We start from the raw sequence: 12545 nt of genomic DNA on the forward strand, positions 1-12545 counted from the left end.
TACCAGGCTAATTCCCACTATGACTTTCTTTTTTTCACATAACTTAAAAGTAATACTAATGAAAGAAGGTATGCTTTTTGTATCAAAATCCGTTTGATGAAAGTCCAAATGGCCAACCATTTAATCAATTCTTTCCACCAGGATTCGGCGGTCCTGGGGCTCCACCACCTGGATTCGGTGGTCCTGGGGCTCCGCCACCTGGATTTGGAGGGCCTGGCTTTCCACCTCCCCCAATGAATCAACCACCAATGGGAGGAAATACACAAATGCCTACAGGAGCTCCCCCAAACTTTACACCAGCAATGCCTATGTCAACATCTAGATCAGGTTCATACACTGGTTCTAGCGGGATTAGGCGATGTATTTACCGCAATACATTCATTTGGCTAAGAAACGGCAATAGTTTTTGGTTTTTCCCAACATTTGTAACTAGAAACGTCGTTTTAGGCTTCCGCTGGGGAAGATTTGGCTGGCAATATAGCACAATTAATCGAGATTCGATCCTAACATTCCAATGCTTTTAGTTGGTGATTTTCAAGTGATAGGAAAGACATTGTATGATGTAACAGATTTTGTTTTCTATAGAAAAAAATTACGTACCTTTTGACATGTACGAAGAATAGCCAACTATCTGATTTGTTTCGGATAGTTGGCTTTATTACGGTTTTTTCTTAAACATTTAGGTCATTTCATGCATCATCTCGGATTTTTGGTTGCTAATGTTTCTATAAATTTGGTCAGCCTGTCATTAGATGCTCCCTAATTTAGTGCATTGTCTTTATGAACTCAAATAGCTTTAAAATACTCTTTGGGAATGTTCGATTTTTCATTGTGCATAAGTATACATTACGATTTAAAAATTCACTTTTCACTGGACGTATTAGTAGGTTTTCTGATAAATGCTGTGTAACATAGTGCTGCGGCAAGATGGCAATACCTAACCCTTCTTCTACTAATACTTTGATCATTTCAAAGCGCTCTATTTTATATTGAATATGCGGTTTGATATTTTCTTGTTCAAATGCTTTTAAGATTTGTGCACTTGTTTGAAATTCTGTCATCCCTATTATGAGTGCTTCTTCGATAAAGTCTTCTAACGTTAAACCTTCCCTCGTAGCAAATCGGTGGTCGTTTTTTATTAAGACAACGTATGGCTCGTTATACAATAATTCACTTTTTATTTCTGTATCGACAATTTGTTGGTTTGTAATTACTCCGTGTACATGTAAGCCTAATAACGCTTGACGTACGGTTTGGTTGTACAATGTGTCCATGAGGGCAATTTGATTTTTTGGATATAATTTTTGATAAGCAACCATTACTTTTGAAAACCAATGATTAGCCGATTCAATCATACCTAATCGAATTTCTAACTGTTCCCCTTTCGCTAACTCTAAAAGTTCTGTATGCATAACTTCATATTGTGCAATAAAATTTTTTGATCGTTCATAAAATTGTTGTCCTAATTCTGTTAATCGAAATTGCTTCGTTGTTCGTTCGATAAGTGGTGCATTGACTTCACGTTCCAATGATTTTATCGCATTGCTTAGTGAAGGCTGTGAAATATGCAACGCTTTTGCAGCCCTTGAAAAACTTTGATACTTTACAATCGCATCAAAATAATACATCTTCCTTATTTCCATTGAACTACCTCATTTATAGTTTTAAACTATTGTATAATAAAAATTTAATATTTGTTAATATAAATATTTGAAAATATAATAAATATATAATTTTTAGTTTTCAGAAAGGTGAATGTAATGTATAAAAATACAGACTCTGAAGTATGGCAAGGTCGTATCGACCATCATACAGAACCAGCTTATTTTCGTTATCATCAAGTTGTTCAATTAGCAGAGACAGCCCATCAAGGAAAAATTGGTTTAGTAGGCTTTGTTTGCGATGAAGGTGTACGTCGCAACAATGGACGTGTCGGTGCTAAAGACGCGCCTCATGCATTACGCAAACAGTTAGCACCATTACCATGGCGTCATTCAATTGTTGAAAATACACTTGTTGATTTTGGGGATATTATTTGTGAAGGACATGCCTTAGAGCTTGCCCAACTAGAACTTGGCGATAAAGTTGCTGACATTTTAAAAAGCGGTAAGGCCATTGTACTTGGTGGCGGACATGAAACATTATATGGTCAGTATTTAGGTGTACGAAAAGCTGTTGGCGCTAATGCTTCCATTGGTTTACTTAATATTGATGCACATTTTGATATGCGTTCATACGACAATCAAACTTCATCTGGTACGATGTTTAAACAAATTTTAGATGAGGATCCGAATGCACACTATTTTGTATGTGGCATTCAGCAATTTGGCAATACGACTGCATTATTCAATACAGCCGATCAATACAATGTGCAATACTTCGTAGACGATCAAATGGATTCAGATGTGTTCCTTTCTCAATTAAATCAGTTTATGGATACGCATGACGTGTTACTGGTAACACTATGTATGGATGTCTTAAATGCCGCTGAAGCACCCGGAGTCAGCGCACCATCACCATTTGGGTTATCTGCATTAAAGGTTCGTGATATTTTACGCCGAATAGCCGCTAACAAAAAAACAGTAAGCTTCAGTATTTGTGAAGTCAATCCTTCACTTGATGAAAATCATCGAACAGCTAAATTAGGAGCTTACTTTATTAATGAAGTTATTATAAATAGTTTTGAGTAAATTACCAAAGGGGGATTTTTATGGAATTAAATCAAATTACAACATTATGCCTAGCAGTAACATTATTTTTAATTGGTTCATTTTTAATAAAAAGGGTTGGTTTTTTAAATCGGTTTTGTATACCTGCACCTGTAGTGGGGGGCTTATTATTTGCTATATTAGCAACTACGTTAAAAGGGTTCGACATTGTTGAAATTACATTAGATACTTCTCTACAATCTATTTTCATGATCACATTCTTTACTACAATAGGACTTGGAGCAAGTTTCAAACTAGTTAAGCTAGGTGGGAAACTCCTTATAATTTATTGGATTGCTTGTGGATTCTTAGCATTAATGCAAAATGTCATTGGCGTGTCTTTAGCAAAAGTCATGGATATCCATCCGTTAATCGGTGTTATGGCTGGAGCTGTTTCTATGGAAGGTGGTCACGGCGCTGCTGCTGCTTATGGCGAAACAATTGAAGGGTTAGGAGTAGCATCCGCCGTATCAATTGGGATGGCTGCTGCCACATGCGGATTAGTAGCTGGTGCACTTGTTGGTGGTCCAGTTGTCCAATACTTAATTCGCAAATTCGACTTAAAGCCAACTTCTGAAGAAACAGAGGAATATGTTGAAAAAGCACAACATCCGATTACAGAAAAGTCATTCATGATACAAGTTTTCTTAATTACATTCAGTATGGCAGCAGGTACTTATGTAGGTGAATTGTTCTCTACTTTAACAGGATTTGTATTACCTGGTTATGTTGGTGCTATGTTTGTAGCTGTAATCGTTCGTAATCTTATTGACCGTATTAACCCTGAATTAATTAACATGAAAGAAATTAACTTAATCGGTGATATTTCACTTGGTATTTTCTTATCTATGGCACTTATGAGCATTAAATTATGGGAAATTGCAGATTTAGCTTTACCATTATTCATCATTATTTTAGCTCAAGTAATCTTCATTGTTCTTTTCGCCGTATTCGTTCTGTTCCGTTTACTAGGCAAAAACTACGATGCAGCTATTATGGTATCTGGTTTCCTTGGTCACGGTCTTGGTGCAACACCAAATGCAATGGCCAATATGTCAGCAGTCGTTTCAAAGTTCGGTCCATCACGTAAAGCATTCTTAATCGTTCCAATCGTAGGTGCTTTCTTAATCGACGTGTTCGGCATGCCAATTATTATTACTACAATTAACTTGTTTAAGTAGTACGCCTCGCAAATCATAACTTAAAAAAGCAAACCTTATACGGGTTTGCTTTTTTTAAAATTAGTAGAATGTGTACATATATTTTAATTGCAATTGTAAGTCACTTAATTAACGAACCATTCCGAATACCTCATTAATATCGTATTTATCTTATCCAAATATTTGGACTAAAATCAATTAACCATATTATTAATTCCACTATCTTGCTTTCACTAGTATGAACTTTACTAATTTGAAAAAAATATCATTCTAATATCGGTTGAAATAACGCATTCCACATGCTACACCAACTTTCCGGAGCGGCAGCTAAACGATGCCATTCAAAAAACGCATTCTCCAGGGGGAATTGGAGAGTGCGTTTTGCATGTACTGATATCGCCTCTAAGGAAAAAGCGATATCGCTGTATTTAGAAATTGTCTGTGACAATTCTATATGTTATTTGTCTTCAATAATAATATACGTTGCTTTTACAGGTCCGTGTACACCAACAATAAGTACCATTTCGATATCGGCAGAGTTACTCGGTCCAGTCATCATTAATATACATGAAGAAATTCGCTCCCCTTGCTCGATTTGCTGATGAATAAGCTGTGCCGCTTGGGTGATACGTGGCACAATTGTACTTTTAGGGATAAGTACAATTACATTTTCAGGTAGGAAATTCATCGTACGTCCGTTGTGTTTATTGCTATACAATACGGCAGTCCCTGATTCGGCAAGTGTTGTTTCACTAATTGTAATACTAATATTCGCTTGCTCAGCTTGACGAATATTTTCTTCAGGCTGTTCCTCATTCCATTCATAATGTGCAATGTTTTGACTAGCCCATACCGTCATTGTTTCGGTTAGACCAAATGCTGCAAAGCGTTCATCTTTAGGTGTAATAATTGATCGTCCACCGTTTGCCTCTACGACACTTTGCAATACGTTTGGTAGCTCGGCTGTATTCGTTACAAGGCAAGTTGTATGGATATTTTTACATTGCTCTTTTAGTACTTCGACAAGCTCTTCACTTGATGCATTTTTAAACATATCGTGCTGTGGCTGAAATTTCCACTTAGGACGCTTCACAGCAGTGCGCATCGGACGTTTTAATTGGTGCGCAATATTTTCTAAAAACGCTTCACGTTGTTTAATCATTGCGAATCTCCTTTCTGACGCTTCTTCAGCCATTCACGGAAGCTTTCCTTATTTGGTGCAGGGAAATCACGTTCCTCAGTCCATGCCTTTAACGGTCCAGGGCCTTTGGAAATTTTCCCATCCTTAACAAATGGCGACATCGCTGGAGAAGCAACCTTAGTCGCTACGGTAAATAACGAAGACGTAGAGGCACCATAGCCAAATGCTTTCATAATCAGCCGTTCCGAAATAGGTGCTTTCCCTTCATTTTCAACAATTTTTTGACGATGCTTATGCAGTAATTCGTGCAGTGGAATTTTGACAGGACATACTTCTGTACAAGCACCACATAATGTTGAAGCATAAGGTAATTCTTTGAAATCATCATAGCCACCTAATAATGGTGATAATACTGCTCCAATTGGTCCCGAATAAATCGAGCCATAGCTATGCCCACCAACGTGACGGTATACAGGACAGGCATTGACACAAGCAGCGCAGCGAATACATTGTAGAACTGACTGGAATTCAGTACCTAAAATTTGCGAGCGACCATTATCAACGATTACTAAATGAAATTCTTCTGGTCCATCTGTATCACCTTCATCTTTGATACCAGTTAACGTTGTAATATAGCTAGTAAGCTTTTGGCCAACTGCACTACGTGTTAATAGGCTTACTAATACTTCCATTTCTTCAAAAGTAGGCACAATACGCTCCATTCCCATCACGCTAATTAGCGTTTTTGGTAAAGCAGCAACCAAATCCGCATTGCCTTCATTTGTCACAAGTGTTACGGAGCCACTTTCTGCAATTGCAAAATTACAGCCAGTAATGCCAATATCTGCGGTCAAATATTCTTGGCGTAGCTTTTCGCGCACAAATAATGCCATTTCTTCGGGTTGATTTGATTTATCATAACCAATCTTTTTTGCGAAGACATCACGAATTTGATCACGATTTTTATGCAAAGGTGGCACGATTATATGCGATGGTGGCTCATGGTTGTTTAACTGTAAAATATATTCCCCTAAATCCGTTTCAATTACTTCACAGCCAGCTTCCTCTAATGCTTCGTTTAAATTAATTTCTTCCGTTACCATTGATTTTGCCTTGACGATTTTTTTCGCTTGCTTATCAATTGCAATTTGTTGAATATAACGTGAGGCCTCTTCCGCTGTTTGCGCAAAATAAACATGTCCACCTCGCTTTTGTACATTTTCACTTAATTCATATAAGTAAGCATCTAAATTTTCAAGCACGTGCTGGCGAATTTCTTCTCCATGTGAACGCCAGTCTTCCCAATTGCCAATCTCATCTACCTGTAACTGTCGACGCGTTTGGAAACGTTGTTGTGCGCTAGAAACGGCACTACGCATAAATGTATTCGTTAAATTTGATGACACGCGGTCCTTAAATGGCTCATGACTCGTTTTCATCGCCATAGAAAATCTCCCCTATCTACTATTTAATACTTCTGCAATATGCATCACACGGACAGGTTTTCCTTTACGTTCAATACGCCCGCCAATATTCAATAAACAGCCTGCGTCCGCACCAATTAAAATTTCCGCTTCGGTTTCCTCGACATTGCACACTTTTTCTTCAACCATTTGTCCAGAAATATTACCCATTTTCACTGCAAATGTACCGCCAAAGCCACAGCAGCGTTCCTTACCAGGTAACTCAACAAATTCAAGCCCCTCGACGTGTTTTAGTAAGGTCATTGGTGGTGTCTTAATACCTAATAAGCGTGTCATATGGCAAGATGTATGGAAAGTAGCTTTTCCTGTAAGGCGAGCACCAACGTTTTCAACTTTCAAAACGTTGACGATAAAATCAGTTAATTCATATGTTTTGTCAGCCAATTGTTGTGCGCGTTTCTCCCATTGAGGATCATCTTTAAAAATATGTGGATACTCCTTAAACATATACGCACATGAGCCTGCTGGTGTTACTACATATTCAGCTTGCTCAAAAGCACTAATCATATTTTGCATAGTTTTCTTAGATTGCTCAACATAACCGCTATTGTAAGCAGGCTGCCCGCAACAAACTTGGCTTGTTGGAAATTCAATGTCACAGCCTAAACGCTCCAGTAGTTCAACTGTAGCTTTTCCAACATTTCCTTGGAACATTTCGACTAAGCATGTTGCAAATAATGTAACTTTCATCGTTTCCCGCCGTCACTCTAGACGATGCGGTTCCCTCCTTTTTCATTGTGATAATAATGTTTATACTGTTAAAAACTATTTTTGAAATATTTAAACAGCAGGTCATCAGATGATTTGAATATTATCATAATTAAAAAAATTCGCTATATGTTTTTTCGACAATAGGATAGGTAAAAAAGTAGAAATTGATACATACATAGTGTTGTAGCAAACACTCGCCTGTTCTTGTAGCACGTTTATTTTTTAAACATTCTGAAAATAAATTTCAAAAACTTATATTCCTCCTAATTAACCGGAGCATTTCGTATCTTTGTGGAGTTCATAAAATAGTTAATTCTTATATCTTTAGCTAAAAAAATAAACAAAACCTAATTGACTTTGTTTAAAATTTGCTTTAATGAATATCTTCTTAAGAACGGTGCTTTGCTGCTCTAACTGCTGTACCTACTTCAATAATTTTTCGGAGCTCTAGAAGGTGAGGGATGCTATCACGATTTGAGAGAATCGTTTTCGAAAGCGGTAAATTTAGATTTTCCACGCTAAAGTGTTTTGAAAATGTCCCAGAGCCTATCATATGCTGAAATGATGGATATGTCAGATTCGGCTATTTACGATCAATTGATTTCGGAGTACGGCGAAAAATTTACAAAAGAAGAAGCGCAATACGCTATCGATAACTTACAATAAAAAATGTGCCTTCCACATATCAAATTGTGGAAGGCGAAATAGTAATATCTATATTTGGTCTAATTTTTAATCTCTTGAATTAATGGGACTATTTTGTTCCATGGTACGCAATTTGTAATATTAGTCCATACTGAAGTATATTATTGACGAATACTCTCCTCATAATATATGAAAATATTAACTTTTAGCAACGCTTATTAAAGATAGGTCGTTCAAGTTTCTCAATAAGATAATGTTCTAAGGCAGAAATGAAATACCATTGTTCTAAATCATTGAAAATAAATACAGCAATTTCAGTATTATTGTCCTTAATGACCTTATCCCAGTTCTCATCCCCGAAAGCATTTATTTGGTTTAAAATCCTTGACCTTAAACCAACTGCAGGGAGTGCTCTACCTACGTACTTAACCATTCCTTCTTGTATGAAGTAGTAGATTCCACATTCTGTCTTTAACTCGTCAGTAAAGTTGTTGTCTTTTCGAATATTATCTAAAGTCTCTTTTTCGTATGAGAGGTCAAGACAATTACTTATTTTTGAAGAAAACAAATCAACTAAACTTTGTACGTTAATATCTGAGTATGTTCTTTTAACAATCATTAATTCCTCACCCTTTCGCCATTAAATATTCGACAGAAGGAGAAAATTACCTTTATCAAATTTTTGCGAATCGTTGCATACCATTTAGGTTCGCTTGCCAGTTCATCATTGTCATAAACTTAGTAAAGTTTATATATGGGCTGTTACTCGCAATCCAAGCCGCTTCCGTATGCCAACCTCTTCGTTTTATAGACACTAAACCTAGTGACTCACAATATTCGAATTTTTGTTTTGTACTCATTAATACTCCTCCTTAATAATTAACCTTTATACTTATACGTTTTAGGTTTGAAATTTTAAAATCAGATGGAGTAAAAACGAAAGAAAAATCTTTTAATATGTCGATTTTGTGAACAAAAAAACATTTATCGTATAACCTCCCCACTAATCTGACTCAACTCCTGCTTTATCTTCTTAATCAATGTAGGTCGATTATTCCCAAACATAGCCTCGATACTAAAGCCATTTGTTTCATAAATCTCTTTTACGTCAGTGATTCGACCATCCATCGTAATGCCCCAATCTTTATTTTGATTAGTTACGATATCACCTAAATCATGATCGACTTGGTATTTAAACGGACTATTCGTTAAAATCTGTCCTTCGAGATACTCTTCTTGTATCAACTCGTTTAATTGTTGTTTCCCACTATCAGTTAATGATTGAATAATTTTAGATTCATGAATTGGTAGGTCATCATCACCCTTTTCAGCTACATCCCTAGCACTAGCATCGATAAAAATTTCATGGTGATTGATTGCACTGTAGTTACTTAACATTATAAACCAAGTGTTATTAAATACCCTGCGCGTGAATAGATTAGAGGTAAATTAAAAATAGATTTCAATTACCATTCATTACGCCATACACATGCAACAACGTTAATTGAAAATGGCACTCCTATTAAGACTGTACAAAAAAGATAAGGACACAGTCGTTCTGCAGTTACAGAAAATACCTATGTCCATTTAACACAAAAAATGGCGAGAGATGCTGCCGATATTTTTGATTCCATAGCTAGAGATTTATGATATATTGCTGGCATAATTCTAAAGCGGTGGCATATCGGTGGCAAACCCCACCATTAAGTTATATTTAATTAATATATTCTCTTACCAAAACATTGCTATATCAATGTTTCTCTTAATTACTTCGTATCATCCATCTTCAGTACCGCCATAAATGCTTCCTGAGGGACTTCTACTGAACCGACTTGCTTCATACGTTTTTTACCCGCTTTTTGCTTATCAAGTAATTTACGTTTACGTGAAATGTCACCACCGTAACATTTTGCAAGTACGTTTTTACCCATAGATTTGATTGTAGAACGGGCAATGATTTTTTGACCGATCGCCGCTTGAACTGGTACCTCGAATTGTTGACGAGGGATTAATTCTTTAAGCTTCTCTACGATTACTTTTCCGCGCTCATAGGCAAAGTCTTTGTGCACAATGAAACTTAATGCATCGACTTGCTCACCGTTTAATAGGATATCCATTTTGTTTAACTTCGAAGGTTGGTAGCCGATTAACTCATAGTCAAACGAAGCATAACCTTTTGTATTTGATTTTAAGAAGTCAAAGAAGTCATATACGATTTCCGCTAAAGGCATTTCGTAGACGATTTTTACACGTGTTTCATCGATATAATCCATACCTGAGAAGTTACCACGTTTCTTTTGGCAAAGCTCCATAACAGCCCCTACGTAATCATTAGGTACCATGATTGTCGCTTTTACATATGGCTCTTCGATTTTATCGATCTTTTGTGGATCTGGCATCATTGATGGGTTATCGACTTTTAACACTGTACCATCCGTTTTTGTTACTTCATAAATTACAGATGGTGCTGTTGTAATTAAATCAATGTTAAACTCACGCTCGATACGCTCTTGGATAATTTCCATGTGTAATAGACCTAAGAAACCACAACGGAAACCAAAGCCTAATGCTTGAGATGTTTCTGCTTCATATTGTAATGCAGAGTCATTTAACTCTAATTTTTCTAATGCTTCACGTAGGTCGTTATATTTCGCTGTGTCGATTGGGTAAAGACCGCAGTATACCATTGGGTTTAACTTACGGTAACCAGCTAATGGCTCTTTTGCTCCGCGACTACCTGCAAACGTAACTGTATCACCTACACGTGTATCTTGTACGTTTTTAATAGAAGCTGTTAAGTAACCTACGTCACCTACTGTTAATTCTTTTTGAGCTACAGATTTTGGTGTATGAACTCCAACTTCGATTACCTCGAATTCAGCTCCTGTTGCCATCATACGGATCGTATCACCTTGTTTTACAGTTCCGTTTACGATACGAATCGAGATAATTACCCCTTTATAAGCATCATAAACAGAGTCGAAAATTAACGCTTGTAATGGAGCATCTGGGTCGCCTTGTGGTGCAGGTACTTTTTCTACGATTTGCTCTAAAATGTCTTCAATACCAATTCCTGCTTTTGCAGAAGCTAATACTGCTTCTGAAGCATCTAAACCGATTACATCTTCTACCTCTTGGCGTACGCGCTCTGGGTCAGCAGCTGGTAAATCGATTTTGTTGATAACCGGTAAGATTTCTAGATCGTTATCAAGTGCAAGGTATACGTTTGCTAATGTTTGTGCTTCAATCCCTTGTGCAGCGTCTACTACTAAGATCGCCCCTTCACAAGCCGCTAACGAACGAGATACCTCATATGTGAAATCGACGTGACCTGGTGTGTCGATTAAATGAAATGTATATTCCTCGCCATTTTTTGCATTGTATTTTAATTGCACGGCATTTAATTTGATTGTAATTCCGCGCTCACGCTCTAAATCCATAGAGTCTAAAAGTTGTGATTTCATTTCACGTTGCGCAACTGTTTTTGTTTTTTCTAAAATACGGTCAGCTAACGTTGATTTCCCGTGGTCGATATGCGCGATTATCGAGAAATTCCGGATATTTTCTTGACGTTTTAAGCGTTGTTCTCGGTTCATAGTAATTTCCTCTCCTAATTAGAAAAAACACCGCTTTTTCATCGTTCAAAGCTCGGTGTTATGACGTATGTAAAGAATACCCCACTTACTTTTCTACTAAAATACAGCCCCTATGCTCTAGTGTTTATACACAAATGAGCAATAGAGGCCTCTTGTATCTTTAATTATACTATGAAAGTAAGCGATACGACAACAAAGAACACATCTCAACAGCGGGCATTTTTTCTAAATTCAATAAAACATGTGCTTTATTAGACGAAAAAATGCTACACCATTGATTCAACAAATGCCAAACGAATCGCTTGCGCTAATACCGCCATTGTCCGTTGTAACTCTTCCTCCGTATTATCGATCCCGCCAAATTCTATTAGCAGTATATTTGGCGCTAAATCTTGATTATAAATGCCATTGACATCATCACCTTGCTTTTTCATTATGCCACGCGAAATACCGGGAACAATTTGATTTAACTGTTCACTTAATGCATTCGCATAAGCTAGATTCGATTCAAAGCCTGCATGTTCAGCACCGACAACAAATGCAACTTTCGCATAGGTTTCCTCACCGTAATTCAATGTTGTCGCTTTTTTAGATGCCGAATCCCGATGGAAATCGATGACTAATTGATATTCGCTTTGTTGCAAATAATCAGCTAACACAGGACGCGCTACTTTATAAGCCTGATGAAATGTCGCATTCGTTAATTTCATTTCCGTCATTACATCAAAGTCCAAAAAATGCGGTGTAATGCCATTCAACTGCAAATAATGCTCCATCATTTGCTGCAACGAATAGATATTCGTTTGCTCATCATAAACCGCTTTTAAACCTGTCGCTTGTTCAACAATGGGCTTATACGACTCATGTGAATGTGTAAAAAGCATAAGTGCATTAAATGGTTCAGTCTTTTCCATAATTGGTTCCGGTTCAGGCACATCTGCTGCTGCAAATACAAAATGGGGCTGCTCCTTTTTTTCGGTTGCCATTTTATTATTTGGAAAAGGGAGTTGCCCAATAATTAGGGGCAGTGTAAATAAAAGGCATAGCAATATCGTAAAGCGTTTTAGTTTTTGCAAACACATCACCCTTTCTCCAATACG

13 protein-coding genes and 1 pseudogene are annotated in these 12545 nt (G+C 37.0%); 5 read left to right on the top strand and 9 right to left on the bottom strand.

Annotated features, from left to right (window positions below; genetic code table 11):
• The first annotated feature begins 77 nt into the window (after positions 1-77).
• Positions 78-524, top strand: a complete 447-nt coding sequence (locus LZ480_RS09670) for a hypothetical protein (protein ID WP_241369225.1) — start codon at positions 78-80, stop codon at positions 522-524.
• Between the two features lie 240 nt (positions 525-764).
• Here LZ480_RS09670 and LZ480_RS09675 read toward each other — a convergent pair whose 3' ends face one another.
• Positions 765-1643 carry a LysR family transcriptional regulator gene (locus tag LZ480_RS09675; RefSeq protein WP_241369226.1) on the bottom strand — a complete coding sequence of 293 codons (879 nt, stop codon included), beginning with the start codon at positions 1641-1643 and terminating at the stop codon, positions 765-767.
• Between the two features lie 117 nt (positions 1644-1760).
• Between LZ480_RS09675 and hutG the strand changes: the two genes are divergently transcribed.
• Together hutG and gltS are read left to right on the top strand one after the other, a co-directional pair.
• Positions 1761-2690: a formimidoylglutamase gene (hutG, locus tag LZ480_RS09680; RefSeq protein WP_241369227.1), complete on the top strand. Its 930-nt coding sequence runs from the start codon at positions 1761-1763 to the stop codon at positions 2688-2690.
• Positions 2691-2704: 14 nt separating this feature from the next.
• Positions 2705-3889, top strand: a complete 1185-nt coding sequence (gene gltS, locus LZ480_RS09685) for a sodium/glutamate symporter (RefSeq protein WP_241369548.1) — start codon at positions 2705-2707, stop codon at positions 3887-3889.
• Between the two features lie 436 nt (positions 3890-4325).
• Here the strand turns inward: gltS and LZ480_RS09690 are convergent, their stop codons facing one another.
• From LZ480_RS09690 to LZ480_RS09700, 3 genes are read right to left on the bottom strand one after another with little or no spacing between them, the layout of a single operon-like run.
• The gene (locus tag LZ480_RS09690; protein ID WP_241369228.1) at positions 4326-5030 is read right to left on the bottom strand and encodes a LutC/YkgG family protein; all 705 of its coding nucleotides are present in this window, start codon (positions 5028-5030) and stop codon (positions 4326-4328) included.
• Complete coding sequence (locus tag LZ480_RS09695; RefSeq protein WP_241369229.1) at positions 5027-6454, bottom strand: LutB/LldF family L-lactate oxidation iron-sulfur protein; 1428 nt, start codon at positions 6452-6454, stop codon at positions 5027-5029. The genes LZ480_RS09690 and LZ480_RS09695 overlap by 4 nt, the downstream gene beginning before the upstream one ends.
• Positions 6455-6466: 12 nt before the next feature.
• Positions 6467-7183 carry a (Fe-S)-binding protein gene (locus LZ480_RS09700; RefSeq protein WP_241369231.1) on the bottom strand — a complete coding sequence of 239 codons (717 nt, stop codon included), beginning with the start codon at positions 7181-7183 and terminating at the stop codon, positions 6467-6469.
• A gap of 570 nt (positions 7184-7753) precedes the next feature.
• On the opposite strand from LZ480_RS09700, the pseudogene LZ480_RS09705 reads away from it, so the two are divergent.
• Positions 7754-7870: pseudogene (locus LZ480_RS09705) on the top strand (Ltp family lipoprotein); the annotation flags it as partial.
• 184 nt (positions 7871-8054) lie between these two features.
• Here the strand turns inward: LZ480_RS09705 and LZ480_RS09710 are convergent.
• The 3 genes from LZ480_RS09710 to LZ480_RS09720 all read right to left on the bottom strand — a co-directional run bounded on the left by LZ480_RS09710 (position 8055) and on the right by LZ480_RS09720 (position 9247).
• A complete protein-coding gene (locus tag LZ480_RS09710) occupies positions 8055-8468 on the bottom strand; it encodes a hypothetical protein (protein ID WP_241369232.1) in 414 nt (137 codons plus the stop codon).
• Between the two features lie 55 nt (positions 8469-8523).
• A complete protein-coding gene (locus LZ480_RS09715) occupies positions 8524-8709 on the bottom strand; it encodes a hypothetical protein (protein WP_241369233.1) in 186 nt (61 codons plus the stop codon).
• A gap of 124 nt (positions 8710-8833) precedes the next feature.
• Entirely contained in the window at positions 8834-9247 is a 414-nt protein-coding gene (locus tag LZ480_RS09720) for a siphovirus ReqiPepy6 Gp37-like family protein (RefSeq protein ID WP_241369234.1), read from the bottom strand.
• A gap of 57 nt (positions 9248-9304) precedes the next feature.
• Between LZ480_RS09720 and LZ480_RS09725 the strand changes: the two genes are divergently transcribed.
• Positions 9305-9394 (top strand): tyrosine-type recombinase/integrase, encoded by a 90-nt coding sequence (locus tag LZ480_RS09725; protein WP_241369549.1) that lies wholly within the window; start codon positions 9305-9307, stop codon positions 9392-9394.
• Between the two features lie 221 nt (positions 9395-9615).
• Here the strand turns inward: LZ480_RS09725 and lepA are convergent, their stop codons facing one another.
• Both lepA and spoIIP read right to left on the bottom strand, forming a co-directional pair.
• Positions 9616-11445, bottom strand: coding sequence for a translation elongation factor 4 (lepA, locus tag LZ480_RS09730; RefSeq protein WP_241369235.1), 1830 nt, complete (start codon positions 11443-11445; stop codon positions 9616-9618).
• Positions 11446-11711: 266 nt separating this feature from the next.
• On the bottom strand, positions 11712-12527 hold the full coding sequence (gene spoIIP / locus LZ480_RS09735) for a stage II sporulation protein P (protein WP_241369236.1): 816 nt from the start codon (positions 12525-12527) through the stop codon (positions 11712-11714).
• Positions 12528-12545 lie beyond the last annotated feature (18 nt).

Origin of the sequence: Solibacillus palustris, from assembly GCF_022549215.1 — a bacterium.
Lineage (GTDB): Bacteria > Bacillota > Bacilli > Bacillales_A > Planococcaceae > Solibacillus > Solibacillus daqui.

Excerpts from the sequence above, each read along its gene's own strand:
- LZ480_RS09675 (WP_241369226.1), bottom strand. The coding sequence starts at position 1,643 with ATGGAAATAAGGAAGATGTATTATTTTGATGCGATTGTAAAGTATCAA.
- hutG (WP_241369227.1), top strand. The coding sequence starts at position 1,761 with ATGTATAAAAATACAGACTCTGAAGTATGGCAAGGTCGTATCGACCAT.
- LZ480_RS09690 (WP_241369228.1), bottom strand. The coding sequence starts at position 5,030 with ATGATTAAACAACGTGAAGCGTTTTTAGAAAATATTGCGCACCAATTA.
- LZ480_RS09695 (WP_241369229.1), bottom strand. The coding sequence starts at position 6,454 with ATGGCGATGAAAACGAGTCATGAGCCATTTAAGGACCGCGTGTCATCA.
- LZ480_RS09700 (WP_241369231.1), bottom strand. The coding sequence starts at position 7,183 with ATGAAAGTTACATTATTTGCAACATGCTTAGTCGAAATGTTCCAAGGA.
- LZ480_RS09710 (WP_241369232.1), bottom strand. The coding sequence starts at position 8,468 with ATGATTGTTAAAAGAACATACTCAGATATTAACGTACAAAGTTTAGTT.
- LZ480_RS09715 (WP_241369233.1), bottom strand. The coding sequence starts at position 8,709 with ATGAGTACAAAACAAAAATTCGAATATTGTGAGTCACTAGGTTTAGTG.
- LZ480_RS09720 (WP_241369234.1), bottom strand. The coding sequence starts at position 9,247 with ATGTTAAGTAACTACAGTGCAATCAATCACCATGAAATTTTTATCGAT.
- lepA (WP_241369235.1), bottom strand. The coding sequence starts at position 11,445 with ATGAACCGAGAACAACGCTTAAAACGTCAAGAAAATATCCGGAATTTC.
- spoIIP (WP_241369236.1), bottom strand. The coding sequence starts at position 12,527 with ATGTGTTTGCAAAAACTAAAACGCTTTACGATATTGCTATGCCTTTTA.